This window comes from Allobosea sp. 2RAB26 (assembly GCF_052115465.1).
GTDB lineage: Bacteria > Pseudomonadota > Alphaproteobacteria > Rhizobiales > Beijerinckiaceae > Allobosea.
Genome location: NZ_JBFRGS010000006.1, coordinates 224,676 through 250,224 on the forward strand (window position 1 = coordinate 224,676; position 25,549 = coordinate 250,224).

Annotated in this window: 24 protein-coding genes and 1 pseudogene; 11 read left to right on the forward strand and 14 right to left on the reverse strand. The window is 65.6% G+C overall.

Going from position 1 to position 25,549, the window contains the following annotated elements; all coding sequences use genetic code 11:
* The first annotated feature begins 203 nt into the window (after positions 1–203).
* The 3 genes from AB4118_RS13575 to AB4118_RS13585 all read left to right on the forward strand — a co-directional run bounded on the left by AB4118_RS13575 (position 204) and on the right by AB4118_RS13585 (position 4,356).
* On the forward strand, positions 204–3,023 hold the full coding sequence (locus AB4118_RS13575; protein ID WP_441490221.1) for a [protein-PII] uridylyltransferase: 2,820 nt from the start codon (positions 204–206) through the stop codon (positions 3,021–3,023).
* Between the two features lie 88 nt (positions 3,024–3,111).
* Positions 3,112–3,732 (forward strand): nucleotide exchange factor GrpE, encoded by a 621-nt coding sequence (gene grpE, locus AB4118_RS13580; protein WP_441490222.1) that lies wholly within the window; start codon positions 3,112–3,114, stop codon positions 3,730–3,732.
* Between the two features lie 3 nt (positions 3,733–3,735).
* A complete protein-coding gene (locus tag AB4118_RS13585) occupies positions 3,736–4,356 on the forward strand; it encodes a trimeric intracellular cation channel family protein (RefSeq protein ID WP_441490223.1) in 621 nt (206 codons plus the stop codon).
* Positions 4,357–4,416: 60 nt separating this feature from the next.
* Here the strand turns inward: AB4118_RS13585 and AB4118_RS13590 are convergent, their stop codons facing one another.
* The 3 genes from AB4118_RS13590 to AB4118_RS13600 all read right to left on the reverse strand — a co-directional run bounded on the left by AB4118_RS13590 (position 4,417) and on the right by AB4118_RS13600 (position 7,068).
* Entirely contained in the window at positions 4,417–5,040 is a 624-nt protein-coding gene (locus AB4118_RS13590; protein ID WP_441490224.1) for an alpha-ketoglutarate-dependent dioxygenase AlkB family protein, read from the reverse strand.
* 10 nt (positions 5,041–5,050) lie between these two features.
* Positions 5,051–5,857 (reverse strand): 4-hydroxy-tetrahydrodipicolinate reductase, encoded by an 807-nt coding sequence (dapB, locus tag AB4118_RS13595; RefSeq protein WP_441490496.1) that lies wholly within the window; start codon positions 5,855–5,857, stop codon positions 5,051–5,053.
* Between the two features lie 218 nt (positions 5,858–6,075).
* The gene (locus tag AB4118_RS13600; RefSeq protein WP_441490225.1) at positions 6,076–7,068 is read right to left on the reverse strand and encodes a Tim44 domain-containing protein; all 993 of its coding nucleotides are present in this window, start codon (positions 7,066–7,068) and stop codon (positions 6,076–6,078) included.
* 188 nt (positions 7,069–7,256) lie between these two features.
* On the opposite strand from AB4118_RS13600, the gene AB4118_RS13605 reads away from it, so the two are divergent.
* On the forward strand, positions 7,257–7,565 hold the full coding sequence (locus AB4118_RS13605; RefSeq protein ID WP_441490226.1) for a hypothetical protein: 309 nt from the start codon (positions 7,257–7,259) through the stop codon (positions 7,563–7,565).
* A 332-nt stretch (positions 7,566–7,897) separates the two neighbouring features.
* On the opposite strand, the gene AB4118_RS13610 is transcribed toward AB4118_RS13605, so the two are convergent.
* A complete protein-coding gene (locus tag AB4118_RS13610; RefSeq protein ID WP_441490227.1) occupies positions 7,898–9,142 on the reverse strand; it encodes an amidase in 1,245 nt (414 codons plus the stop codon).
* Positions 9,143–9,518: 376 nt separating this feature from the next.
* Between AB4118_RS13610 and AB4118_RS13615 the strand changes: the two genes are divergently transcribed.
* Positions 9,519–10,649 (forward strand): extensin-like domain-containing protein, encoded by a 1,131-nt coding sequence (locus AB4118_RS13615; protein WP_441490228.1) that lies wholly within the window; start codon positions 9,519–9,521, stop codon positions 10,647–10,649.
* Positions 10,650–10,657: 8 nt separating this feature from the next.
* Here the strand turns inward: AB4118_RS13615 and mepA are convergent, their stop codons facing one another.
* On the reverse strand, positions 10,658–11,605 hold the full coding sequence (mepA, locus tag AB4118_RS13620; protein WP_441490229.1) for a penicillin-insensitive murein endopeptidase: 948 nt from the start codon (positions 11,603–11,605) through the stop codon (positions 10,658–10,660).
* Between the two features lie 160 nt (positions 11,606–11,765).
* Between mepA and AB4118_RS13625 the strand changes: the two genes are divergently transcribed.
* Both AB4118_RS13625 and AB4118_RS13630 read left to right on the forward strand, forming a co-directional pair.
* Entirely contained in the window at positions 11,766–12,752 is a 987-nt protein-coding gene (locus AB4118_RS13625) for a Bug family tripartite tricarboxylate transporter substrate binding protein (RefSeq protein ID WP_441490230.1), read from the forward strand.
* A gap of 114 nt (positions 12,753–12,866) precedes the next feature.
* Complete coding sequence (locus AB4118_RS13630; RefSeq protein ID WP_441490231.1) at positions 12,867–13,040, forward strand: DUF3309 family protein; 174 nt, start codon at positions 12,867–12,869, stop codon at positions 13,038–13,040.
* Positions 13,041–13,046: 6 nt separating this feature from the next.
* On the opposite strand, the gene lhpI is transcribed toward AB4118_RS13630, so the two are convergent.
* The 7 genes and pseudogenes from lhpI to AB4118_RS13665 form a co-directional block, all read right to left on the reverse strand.
* Complete coding sequence (gene lhpI, locus AB4118_RS13635) at positions 13,047–13,997, reverse strand: bifunctional Delta(1)-pyrroline-2-carboxylate/Delta(1)-piperideine-2-carboxylate reductase (RefSeq protein WP_441490232.1); 951 nt, start codon at positions 13,995–13,997, stop codon at positions 13,047–13,049.
* 14 nt (positions 13,998–14,011) lie between these two features.
* The gene (locus AB4118_RS13640; protein WP_441490233.1) at positions 14,012–14,350 is read right to left on the reverse strand and encodes a LapA family protein; all 339 of its coding nucleotides are present in this window, start codon (positions 14,348–14,350) and stop codon (positions 14,012–14,014) included.
* A gap of 49 nt (positions 14,351–14,399) precedes the next feature.
* Positions 14,400–14,684: an integration host factor subunit beta gene (gene ihfB / locus AB4118_RS13645; RefSeq protein ID WP_043231503.1), complete on the reverse strand. Its 285-nt coding sequence runs from the start codon at positions 14,682–14,684 to the stop codon at positions 14,400–14,402.
* Positions 14,685–14,712: 28 nt separating this feature from the next.
* A complete protein-coding gene (gene sppA / locus AB4118_RS13650) occupies positions 14,713–15,681 on the reverse strand; it encodes a signal peptide peptidase SppA (protein WP_441490234.1) in 969 nt (322 codons plus the stop codon).
* A gap of 85 nt (positions 15,682–15,766) precedes the next feature.
* The gene (locus tag AB4118_RS13655) at positions 15,767–17,056 is read right to left on the reverse strand and encodes an Hsp70 family protein (RefSeq protein WP_441490235.1); all 1,290 of its coding nucleotides are present in this window, start codon (positions 17,054–17,056) and stop codon (positions 15,767–15,769) included.
* Positions 17,057–17,144: 88 nt separating this feature from the next.
* Positions 17,145–18,857, reverse strand: a pseudogene (gene rpsA, locus AB4118_RS13660) (30S ribosomal protein S1); the annotation flags it as partial.
* A 271-nt stretch (positions 18,858–19,128) separates the two neighbouring features.
* The gene (locus AB4118_RS13665; protein WP_441490236.1) at positions 19,129–19,659 is read right to left on the reverse strand and encodes a GNAT family N-acetyltransferase; all 531 of its coding nucleotides are present in this window, start codon (positions 19,657–19,659) and stop codon (positions 19,129–19,131) included.
* A 143-nt stretch (positions 19,660–19,802) separates the two neighbouring features.
* Between AB4118_RS13665 and AB4118_RS13670 the strand changes: the two genes are divergently transcribed.
* The 3 genes from AB4118_RS13670 (at position 19,803) to AB4118_RS13680 (ending at position 21,957) form a co-directional block, all read left to right on the forward strand.
* Positions 19,803–20,225, forward strand: a complete 423-nt coding sequence (locus AB4118_RS13670) for a GFA family protein (protein ID WP_441490237.1) — start codon at positions 19,803–19,805, stop codon at positions 20,223–20,225.
* Positions 20,226–20,316: 91 nt separating this feature from the next.
* Positions 20,317–20,874 carry a LemA family protein gene (locus tag AB4118_RS13675; protein WP_069882216.1) on the forward strand — a complete coding sequence of 186 codons (558 nt, stop codon included), beginning with the start codon at positions 20,317–20,319 and terminating at the stop codon, positions 20,872–20,874.
* A 30-nt stretch (positions 20,875–20,904) separates the two neighbouring features.
* Positions 20,905–21,957, forward strand: a complete 1,053-nt coding sequence (locus tag AB4118_RS13680; protein ID WP_441490238.1) for a M48 family metallopeptidase — start codon at positions 20,905–20,907, stop codon at positions 21,955–21,957.
* Between the two features lie 120 nt (positions 21,958–22,077).
* Here AB4118_RS13680 and AB4118_RS13685 read toward each other — a convergent pair whose 3' ends face one another.
* On the reverse strand, positions 22,078–22,686 hold the full coding sequence (locus AB4118_RS13685; protein ID WP_441490239.1) for a 2-hydroxychromene-2-carboxylate isomerase: 609 nt from the start codon (positions 22,684–22,686) through the stop codon (positions 22,078–22,080).
* A 263-nt stretch (positions 22,687–22,949) separates the two neighbouring features.
* Here AB4118_RS13685 and AB4118_RS13690 point away from each other — a divergent pair, with 263 nt between their 5' ends.
* Positions 22,950–24,182, forward strand: a complete 1,233-nt coding sequence (locus tag AB4118_RS13690) for an argininosuccinate synthase (RefSeq protein WP_069877759.1) — start codon at positions 22,950–22,952, stop codon at positions 24,180–24,182.
* A gap of 195 nt (positions 24,183–24,377) precedes the next feature.
* On the opposite strand, the gene AB4118_RS13695 is transcribed toward AB4118_RS13690, so the two are convergent.
* Positions 24,378–25,463 carry a Rieske 2Fe-2S domain-containing protein gene (locus AB4118_RS13695; RefSeq protein ID WP_441490240.1) on the reverse strand — a complete coding sequence of 362 codons (1,086 nt, stop codon included), beginning with the start codon at positions 25,461–25,463 and terminating at the stop codon, positions 24,378–24,380.
* Between the last annotated feature and the right edge of the window lie 86 nt (positions 25,464–25,549).

Genomic DNA, 25,549 nt, shown 5'->3' on the forward strand with positions numbered 1-25,549 from the left:
TGTTTCGCGCCCGCAAGCTGGTGGCTCAAATCGGCGCGTGTCCTCTTTCTAGGTCCGATCGTTCTGTTTGTCAAACAAACTCAGATAGACTGTTAAATGATATAATACACGTTCTGTTGCGTGTAATTTCTGGTTTCTGGGAATCCCGTCACCATGTTACGAGCGGCTTGGTTCGAAGCCGTCCTGCGCGATATCCGAAGGTCATGCCGTCCGTGTCGATCAGCGCCGATACCCCTTACTTTGCCCTCGCGGACGTGCTGGCGAACCCTGCCGCCGCCGTTGCCCGGCTGGCGGGCAAGATGCGCAAGGCATCGGCCGCCGATCTGCGGCAGGAACTGGTCGCCTGCCTGCGCCATACACTCGAGGAAGGTCACGCCTCCGCCAAGGAAATCCTGAGCGAGGAGCGCAATGGCCTCGCCTGTGCCCAGCGCCTGTCGGCGATGATGGACGGCATCGTCGGCTGCCTGCATGTGGCGGCGAGCGAGCACTTCTACCCCGCCGTAAACCCGTCCTCCTCCGAGCGGATCGCGGTCGTCGCCGTCGGCGGCTATGGCCGCGGTACACTGGCGCCAGGATCGGATGTCGACCTGCTCTTCCTGTTCCCGCACAAGCAGACGGCCTGGGGCGAGAGCGTGGTCGAAGCGATGCTCTATCCCCTCTGGGACCTGAAGCTGAAGGTCGGCCATTCCGTGCGCTCGGTCGACGACTGCATCCGCGAAGCGCGCGCCGACATGACGATCCGCACCGCCTTGCTCGAGGCCCGCTTCCTCACCGGCGACCGGGCGCTCTTCGACGAGATGGTGCACCGCTTCGACGCCGAGGTGGTCGAAGGCTCGGCGCCCGCCTTCACCGAAGCCAAGCTTGCCGAACGCGAAGCACGCGTGCGCCGCGCGGGATCATCGCGCTATCTCGTCGAGCCCAACGTCAAGGACGGCAAGGGCGGCCTGCGCGACCTCAACACATTGTTCTGGATCGCCAAATACGCCTACCGCGTCCATGACGCCGATGAACTGGTCACCGCCGGGCTGTTCGACCGCAAGGAACTGCTGATGTTCCAGCGCTCGGAGGAGTTCCTCTGGCGGGTGCGCTGCTGGATGCATTTCATCACAGGCCGGGCAGAGGAGCGCCTTTCCTTCGACCTGCAGCGGCAGGTAGCGACGGCGATCGGCTATGCCGGCCGCAGCGGCCAGGCCCCGGTCGAGCGCTTCATGAAGGCCTATTTCCTGGTGGCGAAGGATGTCGGCGACCTGACCGCGATCGTCTGCGCCGCCCTCGAGGCGCGCCAGCAGAAGCCGCGGGCGAGCCTGTCTAGCCTGCTCGGCACCTTCACCAAGCGGCGGCAGGTGCGTGCGCTCGGCCATCCCGACTTCACGCTGAAGAGCCAGCGGCTCAACGTCGTCGACGGCGACGCCTTCAAGCGCGACCCGATCAACCTGCTCAGGCTCTATGAGATCGCCAGCCGAAACGACGTCGCCATTCATCCCGATGCAAGCCGCCTGGTGACGCAATCCCTCAAACTGGTCACGCCGCATTTGCGCAACGACCGCGAAGCGAACCGGATCTTTCTCGATATCCTGACGTCGCGGCGCGCGCCGGAGGCGGTGCTGCGCCGCATGAACGAGTCGGGGCTGCTCGGCCGCTTCGTGCCCGAATTCGGGCGCGTCGTCGCGATGATGCAGTTCAACATGTATCACCACTACACCGTCGACGAGCATCTGATCCGGTCGATCGGCGTTCTCTCCGAAATCGAGGCCGGTGCGCTCGAGGCGGAGCATCCGCTCTCGAACTCGATCTTCCCGACCATCACCAACCGCCGGGCGCTCTATGTCGCGCTGTTTCTGCACGATATCGCCAAGGGCAAGCCGGAAGATCATTCGGAAGCCGGCAGCCGGATCGCGCGCAAGCTTTGCCCACGCTTCGGGCTCAGCGAGGCGCAGACCGAGACGGTCGCCTGGCTGGTCCAGCACCATCTCGACATGTCGACCGTCGCCCAGAGCCGCGACCTCGGCGACCCCAAGACGATCGAGAGCTTCGCGGCCACCGTGCAGACCCTCGAAAGGCTGAAGCTCCTCCTCATCCTGACGGTTGCCGATATCAAGGCGGTCGGGCCCGGCGTCTGGAACGGCTGGAAGGGCCAACTCCTGCGCACGCTCTATTATGAGACCGAAATCGTGCTAGCCGGCGGTCATTCCGGCATCGAGCGCCGCGCGCGCGTCGAACAGAAACAGGATGCGCTGAGGGCGGCGCTGGCCGACTGGGACGAGGAGGAACGCGAGGCCTATCTCGCGCGCCATTACCCGCCCTACTGGATCAAGGTCGACCTGCCGCGTCAGGAGAAGCAGGCGCGCTTCCTGCGCGGGGCCGAGGCGGAAGGGCGCACCACGGCAACTCTGGTCGAGACAGACCAGTTCCGCGGCATCACGGAGCTGACCATTCTGGCGCCCGACCATCCGCGCCTGCTCGCCATCGTCACCGGCGCCTGCGCCGCGGCCGGCGGCAACATCGTCGATGCCCAGATCTTCACGACCACCGACGGCCTCGTGCTCGATACCATCTTCATCTCGCGTGCGTTCGAGCGCGATGACGACGAGCTACGCCGGGCCGGCCGCATCGCCGCCGCGATCGAGCGGGCGCTGAAGGGCGAGATCAAGATCGCCGATCTGGTGGCGCAGCGCCGCGCGCCGCCGCCGCGTGGCGCCACTTTCCAGGTCGCGCCGGAGGTGATCATCGACAACGTGCTCTCGACCCGGCACACTGTCCTCGAGGTTTCCGGCCTTGACCGCCCGGGCCTGCTCTACGATCTCACCACCGCGATCGGAAAGCTCAACCTCAATATTGCCTCGGCCCACATCGCCACGTTCGGCGAGAAGGCCGTCGACGTTTTCTACGTGACCGACCTGACCAACGCCAAGATCACCGGCACGGCGCGGCAGCTCAGCATCCGCAAGGCACTGCTGGAGGTTTTCGCTTTTGACCACGAGAAGGCGCAGGGCGGAAAGACGCGCGTGCCCGCCCGTGCTTGATTTCGCGGACCACAAGGCCGATATCGGCCTCGAACGCTGTCGCGCTCCCGAGTGACGACCAGCCCCATGATTTGAATTGGATGAGGCGATGACGCGGAACCCTGCGACCGACGAACCGAAGCCGGACATGGCCGCCCAGATGGCCGCCCAAGAGGCAAACGAGCCGGCCCCGCTCGAGTCCGGGCTCGAAGCCCAGCTCGGGCAGGTCGAAGCCGAGCGCAACGACCTCAAGGACAAGCTGCTGCGCACCCTGGCCGACATGGAGAACCTGCGTCGGCGCACCGAGCGAGAGATTGCCGACGCCAAGGCCTATGCTGTGACGAGCTTTGCGCGAGACCTGCTCGGTTCGGCCGACAATCTGCGCCGCGCGCTTGAGAGCCTGCCGGAGACCGCTCGCACCGAGGGAGAAGCGGCCCTGAAGGCGTTGGTCGAAGGTGTCGAGCTCACCGAACGCGAACTGCTGAAGACCCTGGAACGCCATGGCGTGCGCCGCATCGACCCCCATGGCGAGAAGTTCGACCCACATCTGCACCAGGCAATGTTCGAGGCGCCCGACGCCGGCATCGCCAAGGGCCTTGTCTCGAAGGTCGTGCAGACCGGCTACAAGATCGGCGAGCGCGTGTTGCGGCCGGCCTTGGTCGGCGTCTCCGCCGGCGCTCCGAAGGCGCCTTCGGCCGAGGCCGGCGGCGACACCAATACAGGCCACTGAACCGTGCTGGAGGTTGCCGGCGTTGCCGTCTTCGCATTGACGGGAGCGCTGGTCGCGGTCCGCAAGGGGATGGATCCGTTCGGGTTCATCCTGCTTGCGACCGTCACTGGCGTCGGCGGCGGCACCTTGCGCGATCTCGTGCTCGACCGCGGCGTCGGCTGGGTGCAGGCGCCGTCGGACGTGATCGTCTGCACGATCGTCGCGCTTGCGGCCTGGGCAACGGCCTATTTTCGCCCCGGCACGCTTGATGGCTGGATGGGCAAGCGCATGCTCGTCTGGGCCGATGCCGCGGGGCTTGCGCTTTTCGCGGTCGTCGGCACGCAGAAGGCGCTGATGGCCGGCGTCCCGGTCCTCTCGGCGGTGGCGCTGGGAGCGGTGACCGCCTCCTTCGGCGGCATCCTGCGCGACATCCTCGCCGGCGACAGGCCAATGGTGCTGTGGAGCCGGGATTTCTACGTTACGGCGGCGGCGACCGGTGCAACCATGACGGCGTTCCTGTCCGGTCTCGGCGTCAGCCCGCTCCTGGTAATGCTCGGCGGCATAGCAGCCGGATTTGGCTTGCGCGCCGGCTCGATCCTGCTCGGCTGGTCGTTTCCGAATCTGCCTGGCTCAGGTTCTGCCTGATCAGCCTCACCCTGATCAGCCTCACCCCGATCAGCCTCACCCCGATCAGCCTCACCCCGATCAGCCTCCTGGCTTCGTCACGCGCCGCAAGGTCAGATTGATCCGCCCCCCCTGCGGCAGCAGGGCTGACGAGCCCGCCAGTATCCTGTCGATCCCGTGATAGGCGAGGCGCGCCTCGCCACCGAAAAGCAATGCATCGCCCGAGGCAAGTTTCAGCGAGAGGGTCTTGCCGCCGCGTTCCGTGCCGCCGATCCTGAAGACCGCCGCGTCGCCGAGCGACAGCGACAGGACCGGCGCGTCGAACTCCAGCTCGTCACGATCCTGGTGCAGGCCCATCTTCGCGCTCGCCTCGTAGAAATTGACCAGGCAGGCCTCGGGAGGATGCGGGTAGCCGGCAAGCGCACGCCAGGCATCGAGCAGCACGGCCGGCATCGGCGGCCAGGGCGCGCCGGTCTCGGGATGCTGGGCCTGGTAACGATAGCCGGCCAGATCCGACACCCATCCCAGCGAGCCGCAATTGGTCATTCGCACGGAGAACGGCTTGCCGGTCTTCGGCATCCGCGGTGAGAAGAATGGCGCCTGCCGGGCAACCTCGCGCAGTTCGGCCAGCAGCGCCGACTGCATCTGGGGTGAAAGATAGCCCGGCCAATGAAATACGCCGGGAGCGACGGCAAGCCTGGTCACGGGCGCGCCGTCACAGGGTATCGAGGCCGAGGACGTCAGCCATCGAGTAGAGGCCGGGCTTGCGCCCCCTGCCCCAGAGCGCCGCCTTGACCGCGCCTTGCGCAAACAGGCCACGGTCCTCGGCCACATGCGCCAGTTCCAGCCGCTCGCCCGCACCAGCGAAGATGACCTTGTGATCGCCAACGACGGTGCCGCCGCGCAGCGCCGCAAACCCGATCGCGCCGGGCGGGCGGACGCCGGTATGGCCATCGCGCGAGGCGACGCGGGTCTCAGCGAGCGAGACATCCCGCCCCTGTGCCGCGGCCTCGCCGAGCAGCACCGCCGTGCCCGATGGCGCATCGACCTTCATCCGGTGATGCATCTCGACGATCTCGATATCCCAGTCCGTACCCAGCGTGGCAGAAACCTTGCGGACCAGGGCGGCCAGCAGGTTCACGCCCAGGCTCATATTGCCGGAGCGGATGATCGCAGCATGGCGCGCAGCCGCCTCGAGCTTGGCGAGATGGACCGACTCCATACCCGTGGTCCCGACGACGTGGACGATGCGGGCCTGCGCGGCGAGGGCCGCAAAGGCGACCGTGGCCTCAGGCGCCGTGAAATCCAGCACGCCCTCAGCTTCAACGAAGGCCGGCAGCGCATCGTCGGTCACCGGCACGCCCAATGCAGGCAAGCCCGCCAGAATGCCGGCATCCTGCCCCAGCGCAGCGGAGCCCGAACGCTCGATCGCGGCCGAAACGGTGCAGCCCTCGGCCTCCGTAATCGCCTTGATCAGCATTCGCCCCATGCGCCCGGCGGCGCCGACAACGACGAGACGCATGTCGCTCATGAGGGGAAGCTCCTGACCAGTCGGGGATGGTGACGCAGCGGCTATAGAGCATCACCGCATTACGCGAAACCACTCTGCCTTCGTCCCCGGGCAGAGGCGCTCCCCAGGCAGATGCTCGAACAAGGCAACAGACCGGCCCGCACAGCGCCGAAACGAAAACGGCCGAGGAAGCTCCCCGGCCGTCGATCCTTGCTATGATGCCTGTCGCGTCAGGCAGCCTGCTGGATGCCCGAGAGCTTCCAGTCACCGCCGCGCGAGCGCACGAAGGTCCAGTGTTCCGTGACCTCCTGCGGGACGGTCGCGTTGCCCTCGACGATGCGACCGGTGGCGCGCTCGGTCAGCGCGTTGATCAGGCTGAAGCGCATCGCAACGGTTGCGAACTCGAAATCGTCCTCGCGCCAGGCTTCCGAGAGATCGCCCTGCAGCAGCTTGACGTCGGAGACCCGGTCAACCAGCCCCTTGGCGGCGTTCTCGGCAATGTCATCAGCGAAATAGCCGGCCATTTCGGGCGTCAGCTTCTCGCGGAGAACCTGCTGGTTCTCGTTCGAATAGGCCGTGTTCACTTCGCCGAGCAGCCGCTCGAAGCTGCTGAAATCCTCGCCCGCGAGCGTGATCTCGACCGGCTTGGACGCCGCGCGCGGCGCGCCGCCACCGAGGCCGCCCATCGCAGACATGCGCGGATTCGGCTGAGGCTGGGCGGCCTCACGCGACATCGGTCCGCCAGCGGTGGCGAGCTGCGGCTCGGACCGGCGCCGGAAGAAGCGCATCGCGAGGAAGATCAGGCCGCCGATCAGCGCGATCTGCAACAGGAAGCCGAAGATGCCGGCCAGCGAAGCCAGGCCGCTGAAGAAACCCGAGCCCGAAAGCATGCCGAACAGGCCAGCGCCGAGCAGGCCGGCGCCGACGCCCATCATCAGGTTACGTGCCATGGACGGACGCGCCGCCTGTGCGGCAGCACCCGCCGCGCCAGCGGCCGGACCCGCCATCGACGGAGACGGCGTCGGAGCAGCGCTACGCTGGAAAGGCTGTGCGCCCGTCGGCGCTGTATTCGTCGGGGCCGGAGCCGAATTGGTACGCGTGCCGCGGCTGCCGAAACCCTTGCCGCCACCAGGACGAGCCTCGGCCAGCACGGGAACGAGCAAAAGCGCACCAGCGACCACGGCGACGACCCGGCCACGCCGAGCAAGTGAAATCAGTGACATGGTTCCTCCCGGAGCCCCCGTTGGGCCCGCTGCCGCGAAATATGGCGCGCGCCCTGCCCTTGCGCAAGGTCGGGGCGGCGAAGCGCGTGAGCCAAAATAATAATCAATGTTTCATGCGGGGCCCGGAGCCGTGCTAAACTGGCTCATTCGCCCAATCGCCCGTGCGCGGGCCGGCGAAGGAGTGTGCCATGATCCGGATGTCACGGAGGCCGCGCCAGAAAGCATCGCACGCGCTGCGCTGCCTCGCCCTTGCCACGCTGCTCACACTTGCCCCGTTCACTGCACCGAGAGCGGGTGAACCGGCTGTCGCCCTCGATCCACCGCGGCTCGCGCAGGCGCCCGAGCCGCTCTGCTTCTGCTGGAGCGACGGACGGAAGATTGCGGAAGGACTGACCGCCTGCATCAAGACGACGCAGGGGCGGCGGCTCGCCGAATGCGGCCGGGTCATCAACATGATGTCCTGGCAGATCACGGAGAATCCCTGCCCGGAAAGCTGATCGACCCATTCCGGCATAAGAAAAACGCCGCCGAACCCGTGTTCGGCGGCGTCTTTTTTCAAACGCTCTTGCGGTCCATTCGACTTAAGACTGACGGCAGTCAGAACGCCCCCAACACGATGGCGATCATGAACACAAAGGCCGCGCCCATCGCCAACCGGTCGAGACTCAGCGTGAGGCTCATCGCATCCTCCTTTGTCATTGACCTGTCACCGAAGCTAGCAGAACTGACGATGGCCGCAAGGGGGCTGCCTCATGACGGCGGCGTGGCAGAGCCTATTGTATCCCTAACACTTCATTAAATCATTGATTTGATTTGTGGACAAAGAAGATCATCTCCTTGAGACGACAAGTCTTTCCAAAGCCTTCGCCACAGCGATGACGCGCTCATCCGCTCCGAAACGACCGATGATCTGAACCCCAACCGGCAATCCGCGAGGCCCCGTCGTCACTGGAATCGTCAGGCATGGCGTGCCGAGCAAAGTCCACAATCGGTTGAAGCGGGAATCGCCGGTCGAGCCCAGCGTATCCGGCGCTTCGCCTGGCGCGGCATAGCTGACGACGACGTCGACCCCGGCGAAGAGGTCACGGCAGGCATCGCGCCCGCGGCGCGATAGCGCACGCGCGTCGTCATACTGCGTCGGCGAAACGGCTCCCGCCGCATCGAGATAGGCCGAGAGCTTGGGCGGGATCACGCTGCGATGGTTGCGATACTCCCAGGAGAGCGCCTGTGCGGCCTCGAAATCCTGCAACGGGCCATGGGCGTGGAAGGCTTCAACCAGGGCCTTCGGCGTCGCGAGCTCGACCACGGTCGCTCCCGCCTTCGCGACAAGAGCGAGAGCCGCGGCCAGCGCGGCTTCGGAACCCGCCTCCGGCTCCCCGGCAAAGGGCTGGCGCGTCACGCCGATCCGCAAGCCTTCCAACCTCGCCGCGTCAGCGTCCAATTCAGGCCGTCCCGTCAGGGCCGCCAGTGCAAAGCCCAGATCGTCGGCGCTCGCTGCCATCAGCCCGGCGGTGTCGAGCGACCAGGAGAAGGGCTTGATGCCGACGGTCGGCAGCAACGCATAGGAGGGCTTGATGCCCGCGACACCGCAATAGGACGAGGGGCGAATGACCGAGCCACCGGTCTGCGTGCCGATCGCCAAGGGGATCATACCGGCTGCGACCGCCGCCGCCGAACCTGCCGACGACCCTCCCGGGCTCGCGGTAAGATCATGCGGATTGCGCGTCGGCGCCGGATCGAGGAAGGCAAAGGCGGTGGTGTGGGTCTTGCCCGCGATTGTCGCCCCAGCGGCCTTGAGCGCCATCACGATCGGCGCGTCGGCGCGCGGTTGCCAGCCATCATAGATCGGGGAGCCCATGCCGGTCGGCAGGTCGGCGGTGTCGATGATGTCCTTGACGCCGCATGCGACCCCCGCGAGCGGGCCGGAGCCGGGCTCCAGCCGTTCGGGCCGACTGGCGAAGGCGCGAATGTCCGGCTCCCTCGCAGCGATGCGGGTGGCGCAATCGGCCAGCGCGGACGACGCGCTCACGGCGCCGCTGGAAACCTGATGGGCAATGGCGCGAACGGACAGCATGCGAGATCCTCGAAGGGCTGGATTTGGTTGGATCGTCGGATCGATGATCCAGCCACCTGTGTCTGCATCGGCTTTCCCGAAAACCGCATTCCACTTTTAGGGGCCGATGCTTTCTGCGTTTGCATCGGCTTTCCCAAAAACCGCGTTCCACTTTTAGGGGCCGATGCTGAGCAGATGCTGGCATGATTTCAGCGCGCTGCGATACCGCCGGACATCCCCCTTGGCGCATGGCGTCGATGCGCCGGATCGCCTTAGGTCAGGCAGGACTGGCCCGCTAACCACTCGTTAACCGCCGCTCCAAAGTTAATCCGCCTGTGGCGTACGGGGCTCACTGGGTTGAGAAACCGTTCACCAAACGGGTCGCATTTGATCGGTCATGCGACGCGTTCATCTCGCCCTCTTCGCGCTCGGCGTCATCGGCGCCACTGGTCTTGCCGGCTGCGGCAAGTTCCAGAAAGCACAGCGTGCCGCCTGGCGCGACCAGGCGGAAGCCGCCTGCATGGCCTCCCGTCAGGTCCCGCTCTCGTCCTATGTCAGCCTGCGCGAGAAGCCGATCGACGGGCCGGGCACCTGCGGCATGACCAGGCCGCTCCGTGTCTCCGCCTTCTCGGGTGGCTCGGTTCACCTCACCAGCAATGCCACGCTCGGTTGCCCCATCGTCGCCACTACCGACAAGTGGCTGGCCGAAGTGGTGCAACCAGCGGCGCAAAACGTACTCGGCGCCCAAGTGATCGAGCTCAGGGCAGGCTCCTATTCCTGCCGGGCCATGAACAACGGCACCGGCACCAGCCGCACATCCGAGCATGCCTTCGGCAATGCCGTCGACGTGTTCTCCTTCCGGCTGAATGACGGGCGCAACATCACCGTCAAGGACGGCTGGCACGGCTCGCCTGAAGAGCAGGCCTTCCTGCGCGAGGTTTTCGTTGGAGCCTGCCAGCAGTTTTCGACCGTGCTCGGGCCGGGTGCGGACATGTTCCACTACGATCACTTCCACATCGATCTGGCGCGCCACGCCAAGGGCCGGCAGATCTGCAAGCCGGTGATCAAATACACCCCGAACTACAACTTGCCGCCGCCGGACCCGGCACGCACCTATTCGACCGCGCAGAAGTCCATGCGCGACAACCTCCCACCCATGGTGGCAGGCGCCTCAGGCAGCATGCTGCGGCAGCCCAGCGACGGCTTGCGCCCCCCCGGCGCGGTCAATGGCGGCTATCCCGTCGCAAACCATCAGGGCGGCCAGAGCCTCGATGCACAGCGGCGCTATCTCGACGAGCAGCCGCTCAACCCGCCGCGCTACCGACCGGAGACGCCACCGAGCGCTGCCCAAGGCCCGCTGAGGCTGCCGGGCTCCGTCCCGCCGACCGAAGAGCTGATCGTCGGCGATGATGAGGGCAATGGCGTCATGGACATGCAGGGCGAGGAGCAGGCACAGCCGCAGATCTCGCCAGGCAACGACCCCTTCGCTTACGGCCGGGCGCAAACCGGCGGCGGCCGGCGCTATTGAGGGCAGCGTCAGCGCGAGACCAGCACCTGCCGACATTCCGCCGGCAATGCATCGACGGATATCGGCGGCTGCGGTTTGGGCTTCGGTCCCGGGCGCGGCTTGGGCGGATTGAAGATCGCCTTGTATTGCCGCTCGACCCAGCCGGTCAGTTCCGCGCCGCAGCCGTCGCCAAAGTTCGGCGGCTCCTGGCCGGAGCACCCCTCCATTCCCGCCGGACAGCTCAGCCGGATATGGAAATGGTAGTTATGGCCCCACATCGGCCTGACCTTCTCGAGCCATGAGCGATCCGCACCAGCCTCGCGGCACAATGCAACCTTGAGCGCGGGATTGACGAAGATGCGCTCGACACGCGCTTCGGCAGCCACGGACTTGATCAGCCTGGTATGGGCGGGCGTCCAGTTCTTCGGGTCGACATCGCGCCAGTCGGCTCGCGCCATGTTCACCGCCGACATATTCTCGCGCGCGTCACTGTCGAGGCGCTGCTTCGGCATCGGCGTGAGCCAGACATCGGCATCGAGGCCGATCTGGTGCGAAGCATGGCCGGTCAGCATCGGGCCGCCGCGCGGCTGGGAGATGTCGCCAACCAGCAGGCCGGGCCAGCCGTTGATCCTGGGGACGTTGCGGGCGAGCGTCTCCAGATAGGAGATCAGCGCGGGATGGCCCCAATTGCGGTTCCGGGCCAGCCGCATCACCTGCCAGCTTTCGCCGTCGACCGGCATCGCCGTCGCACCGGCGAGACACCCCCTCGCATAGGAGCCGATGGCACGTGCCTGCATGCTGGCCGGCGTCGTCTTCTGCCCGAACAGGGCGCGCGCCGCCTCCGGAAAGGCCGCGATATTGGCCGTCCGGCGCTTCGCTTCCTCCTCCGCAGTCGACTGCGCATGCACGACCGGCGCCGTCAGCGCGGCCAGGAGCAAGGCGGACAGGGCCAGGAGCGGGCGATTCGTGCTCTGCATCGCCCGAGAACGCCGGGTTTTGGAGATCAGGTCAAGCACGAGAAACGTCACACGTATCAGGCATGGACAACGCCTACGCAGGGTTGCAGCCTTGGCTACGCAGCGATCGGGCGCCTTCGCCCAGAAGAAGATCGCGCGCCCATGGGAGGAGATAACGCTGATGACGGACACCAGGATCGACCGCCGCGCGCTGCTTGGAGGGCTTGGTGCAAGCCTGGCCTTGCCCGGCACGGCGAGCTTTGCGCAGGGCTCCTGGCCGCAGGGCCGGACGCTGAAACTCGTCGTGCCCTTCCCGCCAGCGGGAGCGACGGACGTGCTTGGGCGCCTCGTCGCCGACAAGCTCGGCCAGGCATGGGGCACAAACATCGTCGTCGAGAACCGGCCCGGTGCCGGTGGCAATATCGGCACCGATGTCGTCGCCAAGGCGGAGCCCAATGGCGACACCTTCCTGATCGTCTCCGTCGGCATGGCGACGAACCAGTATCTCTACGCCAAGCTGAACTACGACCCGGCCAAGGATCTTGCCCCCATCACCATGGTTGCGCTGGTGCCGAACCTGCTGGTCGTCAACAAGGATCTCCCGGTCAAGGACACGGCTGAGCTCGTCGCCTATGCCAAGGCCAATCCCGGCAAGTTGACCTATGCCTCATCCGGCGTCGGGACCTCGGTCCATCTCTCCGGCGAATTGTTCCAGAAGCTGACCGGCACCAAGATGGTCCACGTGCCCTATCGCGGAACCGCGCAGGCAACGCAGGACCTGATCGGCGGGCGGGTCGACCTGATCTTCGACAACATCACCCAGGCGCTGCCCCATGTCCGCTCGGGTTCGATCCGCGGCCTCGGCATCACCACGGCGAGGCGCTCGGCGACCGCTCCGGATTTCGCGCCGATTGCCGACGTCGTTCCGGGCTTCGATGTCTCCTCCTGGTTCGCGCTCTTCGCTCCGGCAAAGACCCCGCAGGCCGTCATCGACAGGATCCATGCCGACACCAAGGCCGGGCTCGCCGATCCAGCGCTTCGGGCCAAGATGGACCTTCTGGCGGCCGAACCCGTCGGCAACACACCGGCAGAGCTCGGTGCTTTCCTTCAGGTCGAGATGAGGAAATGGGGCGACCTGATCCGAGAAGTCGGCGTCAAGGTCGAGTAAATCCTGAGCGGACCAAGCATCACCGCTTCGGAACCCTGAGCCAGGCAACGACGTTCTCCCTTCACGTTCGGCGCGCCCCTGGCGGCGCGCTTCACATGAGAAAGGGAGCGCGTCATGTCCACACTCATCATCATATTGCTGGTGATCCTGCTGCTCGGCGGCGGCGGGTATTATGGCCATCGCAGCTACGGCAATGCCGGCCTCGGCGGTGTCGTCGGCGTCGTTCTGATGGTCGTTCTGGTGCTTTGGCTGCTAGGTGCAATCGGGGGCGTGCCCGTCCGTGTCTGACGGGCTTCAGCTAGGATTGGCGAGGTGCCAGACCAGCATGGCCGCGGCGAGATCCTCGATCGCGGTACCGACCGACTTGAACAGCGTGATCTCGCCGTCCTCATTGGCCCCGGCGACTTCGCCGCGGCACAGTTGAGCCAGCGTGCCGGCGACCTTGTCCGCCTCATAAGCACCAGCCTTGATCGCGACCGCCACATCCCCGCCCTCCACCAGGGCGGCTTCAGTGTCGATGAAGACGCGCGCACGGTGCAGAGCCTCGTCATCGGCCTCGCGCATCGACAGATTGAAGGCGCCCACGAGGTCGAGATGGGCGTCGCGCTTCAGCCAGCGGCCCATGACAATGGGCTCTCGCGACAAAGTCGCGCAGGAAATCAGGTCGGCCTGCCGTGCGTCGCCCTCGAGGTCGTCGCTGACGCGCACGGTAATACCCTCCGCGGCCAGGGCTTCCACCACCGCCTCGCTTCCCTCGCGCCGGCGGCCCCAGATGGCGATATCCTCGAAATCGCGCACGGCACCGTGCGCCTTGATCAGGAAAGGCGCCAGCGCGCCCGAGCCGACCATCAGCATGCGCTTGCCATGGGGATGCCCGAGCTTGCGTGCGGCGAGCGCGGAGGCTGCGGCCGTCCGCCAGGCCGTGAGGCGCGCGCCATCAAGCGCGGCGAGCGGCGCGCCCGTCGAACCGTTCATGAGTAAGTATGTGCCCATCACGCTCGGCAGGCTCAGCGAGCCGTTCGACGGATAGACCGTGACGACCTTGGTGCCGAGGAAAGCCTCCGGCGCGGTCGGCCCGGTCCAGGCCGGCATCAGCAGAAGCGTGGCATGATCGGCCGGCCGTTCGATCTCGTGGTGATGGCGCACAGGCGTGACGATGTCGCCGCGAAAGGCTCCATCCAGCGCATCGATCAAGGCGGGGAAAGTGAGAAGGCGGTCGATCTCCGCCGCGGGGATAACGCGCATCTGTCTTTCGTCAATCAGTTGTTGCGGCTGGTCAGAGCCGGCAGGGCGGAATCGGGCACAGCGGCCCGCAATGACTGCGCCTCGCTGCGCAGAGCCTCGGCCTCGCGACGATTGCGTCGCGCCGCCTTGCGATGCTTGCCCTGCGCGATCCATGAGGCGAGGCCGCCGATCAGGACCCCCGCAGCAATCGCGGCCAGAACCACGGCGAAGAGCGGAAGATCGAAGGCCAGCGTCGGCGCGTCGCGGCTGAACGGATCGAGCGAGACCCGCACCGGGCCCCGGTTCGCGATCGAGAAGAGGACGATCGCCAAGGCGACCGGCACGAGGATCAGCGCCTTGAAGAAAGCTTTCATGGATTTTTCCTCGCGTGCCGCACGAGCGAGCCTGACATCCGGCCGGATGTCAGTGCTTGCCGTTCAGCCTCTGGCGAAGCTCCTTGCCGGTCTTGAAGACCGGCACGAACTTCTCTTCGACCTCGACCGCATCGCCGGTGCGAGGGTTGCGGCCGACCCTTGCGGCGCGGGCCTTGCGGGAGAATGCACCAAAGCCGCGCAGTTCGACACGGTCACCACGCCCCAGCGCCTTGACGACCTCGTCGAGGATAGCCGTGACGATGTTCTCGATATCGCGCTGGTAGAGGTGAGTGTTGCGCTCGGCGATGCGTTGAACGAGTTCAGATTTTATCATGTGTCCAATATAACCGATTGTATCAACATCACTTTTCGGCGACAGGCTGCCAGAGCGCCAAGGGCGCGTCAAGCCGCAGGCCAACCGGCTGATCGGCAGCCCGCGCAAGGATCACGGCCAGCGATTCCAGACCGGCTGCGCGGGCCATCGCCTCGCCAGCGCTCCACAGACCAAAGGCGGAGGCCTCGTTGCGACGGCGCCAGTCACGCACCGGCAAATCCTTCGCGACATTCTTCTCGCGCTCGAGCCAGGCGATCGCCTCCGGCTCGCCGCCGATCTCGTCGACCAGCTTAAGGCCGACGGCCTGCCGGCCGGAATAGACGCGGCCGTCCGATACGACGGCAATCTCGGTCTCTCCGAGCTTGCGGCGATCCCCGACGAGGCGCTTGAACCAATCGTAATTATCCTCGACCACGCGTTGCAGCGCGGCGCGCGCCTCATGCGAGGTCGGCTCAAAGCCGTTCGGCGCCGCCTTCAGCGGGCTCGATTTGATCTCCTCGACCTTGACCCCGACGGTGTCGAGCAGGCGGCCGACATTGGGAATCTGGAAGAGCACGCCGATCGAGCCGACGAGCGAGGTCTGGCGCGCCACGATGCGGTCCGCGCCCATGGCCGCGATATAGCCGCCCGAGGCGGCGAGCCCGTCAACGACCGCCACCATCGGCTTCTTGGCCGCCAGACTGCGCAGCGCGATGTGCAAGGCCTCGGAACCGCTGGTGGTGCCGCCGGGACTGTCGATCCGAACCACGACGGCGGACGCCCGACTGTCCTCGAGCGACTTGATGAGATCGAGCGTGCGCCTGTCCCCTGAGATGAAACCCGAAATGGTGACCCGGGCAATATGCGCGCGGGAGGTCGAACCGGGCGCGTTGCCGCTCCAGGCCAGCCCCGCGACGACAGCCGCCGCGATGACGCCAAGAACGGCGAGCAGGCGCCAGAGCGTCAGCTTGCGCCGCAGGTTGCGGCGGTCGGCGAGCAGGTCTGCATCGGACGACATGGGGTAAACGCTCCTGTGGTCACGGACGCTGGCTGGGCCCGTGATGTAGCCTCGCCGCAGCGACGGGGCAAGGCGACGCTCGGCCTCAGGCGTCGAGCGTCGCTCTTTGCCGATCGAGCGCCAACAGCGCAAGGCCACTTGCGACAGACCGGAAGGCGTCACCGATGTGAACACGTTCCGAGCCGAAGCGACGATCGAACAGGGCGCGCACGGCCGGGACATGCGATGTTCCGCCGGTCATGAAGACGGCCTCGATCGCACCGGATTCGACCTTGGCTTCGACGAGGGCGCGATCGAGCGCCGCCTCGATCGACGCGACGTCCTCGGCGATCCAGCTTTCGAAATCCGTCCGGCGGATCGTCCCCTCGATGCTGACATCCATCTGGCGGAAGTCCAGCACGGTCTCGTCCTGCGACGACAGCGCAACCTTGGCCGCCGAGACGGCGCGATAGAGTTCATAGCCAAGATCGTATTCGATCACGGTCAGCAGATCCTCGAGCTTGCCAGGCTCGACCGCGTCGCGGATCAGCGCCTTGAGCTCGGCCATGGTCTCGCGGCTCTTCATCAGCGAGAGCCTGTGCCACTGCGCGAAGGCCGCGTGGTAATGGGCGGGAATCGGCAGCAGCTTCTCGAAGGAACGATACTGCGAGCCCTTGCCGAGCCGCGGCGAAACGGCGTGTTCGATGATGCGATAGTCAAAGGTGTCACCGGCGACGCCGACACCGGCATGCGAGAGCGGGATCGCTTCCAGCCGCCCTGCCCCGCCAGGCTCGAAGCGCATCACGGAGAAGTCGCTCGTGCCGCCGCCGAAATCGGCGACCAGCATGGTCTGGGGCGTCTTCAGGTCGCGCGCATACCAGTAGGCCGCGCCGAGCGGTTCATAGGCGAAATCGACCTTGGGCATGCCAGCCTTCGCATAGGAGGCCGAGAGGCGCTTCACCGCCAGTTCCTCGTCCGGGCGCTCGCCGGCGAAGACGACCGGGCGGCCCGAGATCAGTGGCGTCTCCGAGAGATCGTCGAGCCCGGCACTGAGATCGGCGAGGAAGACGCCGATCAGGTCCTCGAGCCGATACAGCTTTCCAAACAGGCGCGTCTCCTGGAAGGCGCGGCTGGACAGATGCGTCTTCAGCGATTGCAGAAAGCGATGCTCGGTCGTCATGCCCAGCGCCATGTCGAGCGCATCAGGTCCGCTGACATGCACGACACGGGCCTGCGGCGGCCGGCCCTCGCGCCAGAACATCAGCGCCGAGCGGTAGGCGTCGACGGCGCCCTGCTTCGTCGCAAAGCTGCGGGTCGAGACCGAACCATCCGGCCGTGCCAGGGCGACCACGCTGTTGGTGGTGCCGAAATCGATGCCGATCGCGATGTCGTTCATGCCGCTTCCTTTCGCCGAAACAAAAGCCCGCGCGGATTTCTCCGCGCGGGCTGATGGATGTGTCAGGCCGCGAGACGCGGCCCGAAGATCACTTCTTCTCGGTGCTGGCCTTCTTGAGGGCCGCGCCGAGGATGTCGCCAAGCGAGGCGCCGGAGTCGGACGAGCCGAACTGAGCGATCGCTTCCTTCTCTTCGGCCATTTCCAGCGCCTTGATCGACACCTGGATCTTGCGAGCCTTCTTGTCGAACAGGATGACGCGGGCATCGACCTTCTCGCCAGCCGCGAAGCGCTCGGGGCGCTGCTCGGAGCGCTCGCGTGCGATTTCGGCGCGCTTGATGAAGGTGGTCATGTCGGTGCCGGTGATCTTGACGTCGAGACCGGCTTCCTTGACCTCGATCACCTCACAGGTGACGACCTGGCCCTTCTTGAACTCGCCGGCATCCACGAAGGGATCGCCGCCAAGCTGCTTCAGGCCGAGCGAGATACGCTCCTTCTCGACGTCCACATCGAGAACGACAGCCTGAAGCATGTCGCCCTTCTTGTATTCCTCGATGACCTGCTCGCCCGGACGGTTCCAGTCGAGATCGGAGAGATGGATCATGCCGTCGATGTCGCCTTCGAGACCCAGGAAGAGACCGAACTCGGTCTTGTTCTTGACCTCGCCCTCGACCACCGAACCCGACGGGTGGGTCTCGGCGAAGACCTCCCACGGATTGCGCAGGGTCTGCTTGAGACCGAGCGAGATGCGGCGCTTGACCTGATCGACCTCGAGGATCGCGACGTCGACTTCCTGCGAGGTCGAGACGATCTTGCCGGGGTGGACGTTCTTCTTGGTCCAGGACATCTCGGAGACGTGGATGAGGCCTTCGATGCCCGGCTCCACTTCGACGAACGCGCCGTAGTCCGTGATGTTGGTGACGCGGCCCTTGAGGCGCGCACCGACCGGATAACGGGCGGCGATGCCATCCCACGGATCGGCCAGCAGCTGCTTGATGCCAAGCGAGATGCGGTGCGTCTCCTGGTTGATCTTGATGATCTTGACCTTGACCGTCTGACCGATGGTTACGACCTCGGACGGATGGTTGACGCGGCGCCAGGCCATGTCGGTCACGTGCAGCAGGCCGTCGATGCCGCCGAGGTCAACGAACGCACCGTATTCGGTGATGTTCTTGACGACGCCGTCGATGACCTGCCCCTCTTCGAGGCTGGCGACCAGCTCGGAACGGGCCTCGGCGCGGGTCTCTTCGAGAACCGTGCGGCGCGAAACGACGATGTTGCCGCGACGACGATCCATCTTGAGGATCTCGAACGGCTGCGGCTGGCCCATCAGCGGGCCGACGTCGCGGATCGGACGGATGTCGACCTGCGAACGCGGCAGGAAGGCGACGGCGCCGTCGAGGTCAACGGTGTAGCCACCCTTGACCGTGTTGAAGATCATGCCGGTGACCTTCTCGCGAGCCTCATAGGCCTTCTCGAGCTTGACCCAGCTTTCTTCGCGGCGAGCCTTGTCGCGCGAGATCACGGCTTCGCCGAGGGCGTTCTCGACGCGGTCGAGATAGACCTCGACCTCGTCGCCAACCTTGATGTCCTGGTCACGGCCGGGGCCGGTGAATTCCTTGAGGGCGACGCGGCCTTCAGTCTTCAGGCCGACATCGATGATCGCCATATCTTTCTCGATGGCGACGACGATGCCCTTGATAACGGAACCTTCAAGCGCGTCGTTACGGGCGAAGGATTCCTCGAGCAGGGCGGCGAAGTCCTCGCGACCCGCGTGATAGCTTTCTACGGCTGACATGCATTCTCCTGACGCCGGTCGCGTATCCCGCGATAGCCGGCAAGCGCCGTTTGGGTTGGTGCTGCGGTCCGGACCGTCTCCGACGGCGCCTCATGGAGGCTGCCTCGCAGGGAGGCTGGCGGCGCTGAGCCGTCGAACATGATCCGTATCCGACGAGCTCGCTTCCAACACCAAACGGGAGCCAGCCTCAAAGGCCGCCCCCGGCTGTGATCGATCACGGCCCTTCGGACGAGGCGGATGTAGTCGATCAAGCGACGCACGGCAAGAGTTTTGCCCGTCAGCTGCTCGCAATCAGGTCGAAGCGCATGGCGCAGCGGCGCGCGATGGGAAGCCCGTGTATCCCTTCGCGCTCCAGAATGGCGCGGAGCCTTCCCTCGATCGCGCCGTCCTCGAGCGTCACGAAGCCGAGCCGGACATAGAAGCGTTCATTCCAGGCAAGAGCTCGGAAGGTGGTGAGTGTGAGGGCCCGCAGCCCACTTGCCCTGGCATGGCCGATGGCTGCGCCAACCAGGTGAGTGCCGATGCCCCTGCCCTGGCGGTCTGCACGGACCGCCAGCTCCCAGACATGCAATTCGGTGTCGATCCGCTCGGCACTGAGGAAGCCGACGACCTCGCCTGTCGCGTCAAGAGCAACCCAACTCGTGCCGGCGACGATGCTGGCGAGATGGGCCTCGGCCGACATCACGGCATCGTCCGCGATCCAGGCCAGGTCTGCTACCGTTCGGAAGATCTGGCCGGCGGAACGCTCGACCTCCGGAAGGCGGCCGGCATCCTGCGGCACGGCGAGGCGGATCGTGATTTCGGCCATGTCACATCCAGTCATTCATCGCTCCGCGGCACTCGGCAACCGCGTTGGACATACTCCGATGACCGATGGGGGTTCCAGTCCACGCGGCGACGGGATAGGGCGAACCGGCGGTGAGAACACCGAGAGAGTTGGGGCAGTGAATCATGACGACCGGGCGAACGGCCAGGCCGACGCACTATACCGGCGGATGCCTTTGCGGCTCGATCCGCTTCGTGGCCAAGGGCCCGGCCGAGAAGCCGCACACCTGCTCCTGCACCCTATGCCAGCGCCATACCGGAGCACTGACTGTCGCCTGGGTCGAGTTCGCCAGGGACGCAATCGCCTGGACCGGCCCCGGCGGGGCACCGTCGCTCTTCCGTTCGTCGGACTATTCGAGCCGGGCCTTCTGCCCGACCTGCGGCAGCAGCGTCGGCGCAGTCGATGACGATCCCGTCATGGCGCTGCTCCTCGGCAGTTTCGACAAGCCGCTCTCGGCGGAGCTGATGCCGACCTCTCACAGCTATCGCGACGGGCGGCCCGGATGGTGGCATGTGGAGGAAACAAAACGGGACGTCGGCGCTCCCTAGGTCCTTACAACTCGGCGCCCGGCCCCGCTTCCCCAGAGTTGCTCTTCATGCCACCTTGCGCGCCGCGCTGTCCGGCGCTGAGGAGAAATTCATGGGCTGGATCGTTCTCGGGCTCCTTGCGGCCGCTGCCATCTATCTTGTCATGACCTATAACGGGCTCGTTGCGATGCGGCAGCGGGTCAACCAGGCCTTCGCCGATATCGACGTCCAGCTGAAGCAGCGCCACGATCTGATCCCGAACCTTGTCGAGACCGTGAAGGGTTACGCCTCGCATGAGCGCGAGACCTTCGACGCGGTCGTCAAGGCACGCAACGCGGCCCTGTCGGCCCAAGGCCCGCAAGCCCAGGCAGCCGCGGAACAGCAGCTCTCCGGCGCGCTGGGCCGCCTGCTCGCTCTTTCCGAGGCCTATCCCGACCTCAAGGCAAGCGCCAATTTCCAGCAGCTCCAGAGCGAACTCAGCAATGTCGAGGACAAGCTCGCGGCGGCGCGGCGCTTCTTCAATAACGCCGTCGGCGAGTTCAACGCTGCGATCCAGGCTTTTCCGGCCGTGTTCTTCGCGCCGCAGATGGGTTTCACCCCGCGGGAGTTCTTCGATGTCGGCGAGCAGGCACGCGCGCAGCTCGATGTCGCCCCCACTGTGAAGTTCTGACCGGCTCAAGAACGGCAACGGAGCGGCGCCATGCCGGGTCAGGCCTTCGGGCTCTATACCCATATGCGCAACAACCGGATCCGGTCGGGTTTCCTGATCGCCGGGCTGTTCCTGCTGGTCTATCTGACAAGCTACGGCCTGATCCTGATTGCCTATGGCTATGGTGGGGTCGCGCGCGGACAGAGCGTCTATTCAGCGACGATCCACCTGTTCTGGTCCTGGTTTCCGTTCATCACGCTCGCGGCCACCGCCTGGGTCTTCATCGGCTTCAAGATCAATGTCGGACTGATCGGCGCGGTCACCGGCGCCAAAGACGTGACGCGGGAACAGAACCCCAAGCTCTACCGGATGCTGGAAAACCTCTGCATCTCGCGGGGGCTCACCGTGCCCAAGCTCTCGATCGTTGAAAGCGAAGCCCTCAATGCCTTCGCCAGCGGCGTCAACGACAAGCAGTTCACCGTCACGGTCACGACCGGCCTGATCCGGACCCTCACGGATGATGAGATCGAGGCCGTTCTTGCGCATGAGCTGACCCATATCCGCAATGGCGACGTCCGAATGATGATCATCGCGGTGGTGATCGCAGGCGTGATCTCGCTCATCGGCGAGATCATCTTCCGCAGCGTCGGGCGCGTGCGGGTTTCCTCCAACGATGACAAGAAGGGCAGCGGCGTCGCCATCCTGCTCGGCGTCGCCATCATCGCGATCTCCTGGCTGCTCGCCGTGGTGATCCGCCTGTCTCTGTCGCGTTCGCGCGAGTATCTGGCCGATGCCGGGGCGGTCGAACTGACCAAGAATCCGGACGCGATGATCTCCGCGCTGCTCAAGATCGCCGGGCGCGCCGATATCGACGGAGTGCCGTCGGGCGTCATGGACATGTGCTTCGAGAACGACCCCGACGATTTCGCCGACCTGTTCTCGACACATCCCTCGATCACCAAACGCGTGCAGGCACTCGTCGAGACGGCAGGCGGCCGGATGCCGGCGATGCCGCCGCATCCGCCCAGGATGTCAGAGCGTCAGGATCTGCCGACCATGGTCGGGACGGCGCGCGGTCCGTGGGGCGCCAGGCCGCAGGACTGACCCGCGGCAGCCTCGTGCTCAAGGCATCGGTCCGAAGAGTGGATTGCAGTCCTTTGGGAAAGCCGGTGCACACACAGAAGGTTGGTTCACCGGACCGGATACAGGATCCGGCCCCATGATCTAACACCCATCCCGGGCCCAGCGGAGGGCCTCCCCCAGCCGATCATCTCCCCAGAACAATTCGCCATCGCCAGTGACGAAGGCCGGAGCGCCGAAGATCCCGAGCGATTTCGCGAGTTCGGTCTCGGCCTTCAGCCTGCCCTTGACCTCCTCACTGCGCGAGGCCGAGAACGCGGAGCCGGGATCCGCGCCAGCCTCCTTCAGGGCCGCGACCAGTACGGCTTCCTCGGCAATGTTTCGTCCCTCGCAGAACGCAGCCCTGAACAGCGCCTTCGAGAAGGCGGGCATCCAGCCTGCCTCGCGCCCTGCGAGCGCGACGCGCGCCGCGACGAGGGAATTCTGTGGAAACGGGTTGGGCCGGACAAGCTTGATGCCGGCACGGGCGGTCTGGCGCTCGAGATCGCGCCACATATAGCGGCCCTTGTTCGGGAACAGATTGAAAGGCGACGTCGTCCAGCCCTGGCCGGCAAAGATCGGCCCAAGCAGGAAGGGCCGCCAACGCAGCGCCACTCCCGCTTCGTCTGCCACGGCTTCAGCCCGCAAGGCACTCAGAAAGGAATAGGGTGACGCGAACTCGTACCAGAAGTCGAGGACGGGACGATTCGGCATTCAGCCTCCAGGTCGGTCATCGGTTTGAGTCGCGCTCGGGAAGCTTCGACCTGTCGCGGCGCGACTGCAAGCACGCAGGACGCGTGTTGCACAATCGGCATCGTTGATACCGACCCATCACGGGATGACGTTTGATCGATCAGAAGGTTCCGATTGCGTCGTCCCGAGGGCTGCGATAGTGCGCCATTGAGCCGAAAACAGGGCCATCCACAGTCGAAGCGTCCCCGGCATGGAAACATGCCGTCAGAGCAGGAAGATCATCGATGTCCGACAAGCGCGTGAAGAAGGTCGTGCTCGCCTATTCCGGCGGCCTTGACACCTCGATCATCCTGAAATGGCTGCAAACCACCTATGAATGCGAGGTGGTGACCTTCACCGCCGATCTCGGCCAGGGCGAGGAGCTGGAGCCCGCTCGCCAGAAGGCGCTGCTGCTCGGCATCAAGCCCGAGAACATCCATATCGAGGACCTGCGCGAGGAATTCGTCCGCGACTACGTCTTCCCGATGTTCCGGGCCAATGCCGCCTATGAAGGCGTCTACCTGCTCGGCACCTCGATCGCTCGTCCGCTGATCGGCAAGAAGCTGATCGAGATCGCCGAGAGGGTCGGCGCCGATGCCATCTCCCATGGCGCGACCGGCAAGGGCAACGACCAGGTCCGCTTCGAACTCACCGCCTATGCGCTGAAGCCCGATGTCGTGGTGATCGCGCCCTGGCGCGAATGGGATCTGCGTTCGCGCGAGCAGCTCATCGCCTTCGCCGAACAGCACCAGATCCCGATCGCCAAGGACAAGCGCGGCGAAGCGCCCTTCTCGGTCGACGCCAACCTGTTGCACGCCTCCTCGGAAGGAAAGGTGCTGGAGGACCCGGCGCAGGAAGTGCCGGATTACGTCTACTCGCGCACGATCTCGCCCGAGGATGCGCCGGACAAGCCGACCTATATCACCATCGACTTCGCCAAGGGTGATGCGGTCGCCATCGACGGCGTCTCGCTTTCGCCCGCCACGCTCCTGGCGAAATTGAACGATCTCGGCCGCGACAACGGCATCGGCCGCCTCGATCTCGTCGAGAACCGCTTCGTCGGCATGAAGTCGCGCGGCATGTATGAGACGCCCGGCGGCACGATCCTGCACGCGGCGCACCGGGCGATCGAGTCGATCACGCTCGACCGTGGCGCGGCCCATCTCAAGGACGAGATCATGCCGAAATATGCGGAGCTGATCTATAATGGCTTCTGGTTCTCGCCCGAGCGCGAGATGCTGCAGGCGCTGATCGACAAGAGCCAGGAATTCGTCGCCGGCCAGGTTCGCCTGAAGCTGTACAAGGGCGGCGTCCACGTTGTCGGCCGCTCCAGCCCCTATTCGCTCTACGACCAGGATCTGGTGACCTTCGAGGAAGGCGCAGTCGCCTATGATCACCGCGACGCGGCGGGCTTCATCCGCCTGAACGCGCTGCGCCTGCGGACACTCGGCCAGCGCAAGAAGAAGCTCGGTCTCTGATCGGGCTTGTCCCTCACGCGCTGCGGCGTTCACCGCTGCAGCGCGGACCGGACCGCGCGATGAAAGAGAACGGCTCGGTCGCGCGCGAAACCGATCAGGCTGGCTGAGCCCGATCAGAGCGAGGTGCCGATAGTCTTGATCAGTCAGCGGCCGGGCCGAGCGTCCCGGCCCTGATCAACCAGGCTTGCAACAGCGTCAGGTGCGCCAGCGCAAACGCTCGGGTGCCAGCGTGTTCTGAAATGCCACGCCCGTGCGCCGGGCCGCGGCATAGTCACGCTTCAGCCGGAAATACCATTGCGCCAGCCGGTCGGCCTGACCCATCAGCAGCATTGTCGGCTTGCGCTCGAGACCCTGCTGGGCAAGTTCCAGGATATCCTGGTCCTGACGCAGAAAGGCCCGGGCGGCCCAGCGGATCGGCAGGCCCAGTGGCACCAGTTGCGGCAGGTCGGAGAGCAGCACATTCGTCAGCAGCGTCCGCTTCGCATCGATCGGCGTCGCGAAGGTCGCGTTCACGATGGTACGGTTGCCCACGGTGATCCGCTCGATCCGTTGTCCCGGCAACAGGAAATCCACTTCGGTCTGCGGCCGGCCGAGCAACCGATAGCCCCTGGAGTTCGCCGCCGCCGTATGGGCCGTCATCCGGAAGCCAAATGGCAGAGGGGCGAAGTCCTTGGTCTTCTCCCGCGCCGTCGCGGTTGGCCGCCACCACCAGGAATTATGGACGTAGCCGACATGGCCAGGATCGATCAGGCTGAGCACGCATAGATCGTAGGAGGCCTCGACCAGCACGGATACGGCGACGCGGCACCGCGGTACGCGCTGCAGCATCAGCTCGGGAACCGGCGGGGCCTCGGCCGGCTGCGAGCCCAGATAGACCCAGATGATGCCGTCCGCCTCTCGCACCGGAAAGCCCTGGACCCTGACCTGTCCGCGATCCGTCGCATCATCATGAACCAGGGTCGGCATTGCCAGGCACTGTCCGTCCGTGCCGAAGCGCCAGCCATGGAAGGGACATGTGAGAGCCACCCCGTCGAATTGTCCTTGCGATAGCGGCGCGCCCCGATGCGGGCAACGATCACGCAAAGCGAAGACTTCACCGCTGCGCCTGCGACCGATCACAATCTGTTCGCCAAGGATCGTCACGCTCTCGCGGGCGCCGGGAGCAAGTCGTCCCTTGCTCTTGGCGCAGTACCAGGCTTCGCGTGGCGGCTCGCGAAACTCGCTGGCCGCCGGCACCGCCTGCGCCACAGCATCGATCGGCGGGATCACTGAAACAGTCATTCGGGACCTTGGGTATCCTATGCCGCGCCGAAGGCTGGCGGCTCAGGCTCAAGGTCGACCTGGGGATTGCCGGTGCATTGCAGGCT

Excerpts from the sequence above, each read along its gene's own strand:
- AB4118_RS13575 (WP_441490221.1), top strand. The coding sequence starts at position 204 with ATGCCGTCCGTGTCGATCAGCGCCGATACCCCTTACTTTGCCCTCGCG.
- grpE (WP_441490222.1), top strand. The coding sequence starts at position 3,112 with ATGACGCGGAACCCTGCGACCGACGAACCGAAGCCGGACATGGCCGCC.
- dapB (WP_441490496.1), bottom strand. The coding sequence starts at position 5,857 with ATGCGTCTCGTCGTTGTCGGCGCCGCCGGGCGCATGGGGCGAATGCTG.
- AB4118_RS13600 (WP_441490225.1), bottom strand. The coding sequence starts at position 7,068 with ATGTCACTGATTTCACTTGCTCGGCGTGGCCGGGTCGTCGCCGTGGTC.
- AB4118_RS13605 (WP_441490226.1), top strand. The coding sequence starts at position 7,257 with ATGATCCGGATGTCACGGAGGCCGCGCCAGAAAGCATCGCACGCGCTG.
- AB4118_RS13610 (WP_441490227.1), bottom strand. The coding sequence starts at position 9,142 with ATGCTGTCCGTTCGCGCCATTGCCCATCAGGTTTCCAGCGGCGCCGTG.
- AB4118_RS13615 (WP_441490228.1), top strand. The coding sequence starts at position 9,519 with ATGCGACGCGTTCATCTCGCCCTCTTCGCGCTCGGCGTCATCGGCGCC.
- mepA (WP_441490229.1), bottom strand. The coding sequence starts at position 11,605 with ATGCAGAGCACGAATCGCCCGCTCCTGGCCCTGTCCGCCTTGCTCCTG.
- AB4118_RS13625 (WP_441490230.1), top strand. The coding sequence starts at position 11,766 with ATGACGGACACCAGGATCGACCGCCGCGCGCTGCTTGGAGGGCTTGGT.
- AB4118_RS13630 (WP_441490231.1), top strand. The coding sequence starts at position 12,867 with ATGTCCACACTCATCATCATATTGCTGGTGATCCTGCTGCTCGGCGGC.
- lhpI (WP_441490232.1), bottom strand. The coding sequence starts at position 13,997 with ATGCGCGTTATCCCCGCGGCGGAGATCGACCGCCTTCTCACTTTCCCC.
- AB4118_RS13640 (WP_441490233.1), bottom strand. The coding sequence starts at position 14,350 with ATGAAAGCTTTCTTCAAGGCGCTGATCCTCGTGCCGGTCGCCTTGGCG.
- ihfB (WP_043231503.1), bottom strand. The coding sequence starts at position 14,684 with ATGATAAAATCTGAACTCGTTCAACGCATCGCCGAGCGCAACACTCAC.
- sppA (WP_441490234.1), bottom strand. The coding sequence starts at position 15,681 with ATGTCGTCCGATGCAGACCTGCTCGCCGACCGCCGCAACCTGCGGCGC.
- AB4118_RS13655 (WP_441490235.1), bottom strand. The coding sequence starts at position 17,056 with ATGAACGACATCGCGATCGGCATCGATTTCGGCACCACCAACAGCGTG.
- AB4118_RS13665 (WP_441490236.1), bottom strand. The coding sequence starts at position 19,659 with ATGGCCGAAATCACGATCCGCCTCGCCGTGCCGCAGGATGCCGGCCGC.
- AB4118_RS13670 (WP_441490237.1), top strand. The coding sequence starts at position 19,803 with ATGACGACCGGGCGAACGGCCAGGCCGACGCACTATACCGGCGGATGC.
- AB4118_RS13675 (WP_069882216.1), top strand. The coding sequence starts at position 20,317 with ATGGGCTGGATCGTTCTCGGGCTCCTTGCGGCCGCTGCCATCTATCTT.
- AB4118_RS13680 (WP_441490238.1), top strand. The coding sequence starts at position 20,905 with ATGCCGGGTCAGGCCTTCGGGCTCTATACCCATATGCGCAACAACCGG.
- AB4118_RS13685 (WP_441490239.1), bottom strand. The coding sequence starts at position 22,686 with ATGCCGAATCGTCCCGTCCTCGACTTCTGGTACGAGTTCGCGTCACCC.
- AB4118_RS13690 (WP_069877759.1), top strand. The coding sequence starts at position 22,950 with ATGTCCGACAAGCGCGTGAAGAAGGTCGTGCTCGCCTATTCCGGCGGC.
- AB4118_RS13695 (WP_441490240.1), bottom strand. The coding sequence starts at position 25,463 with ATGACTGTTTCAGTGATCCCGCCGATCGATGCTGTGGCGCAGGCGGTG.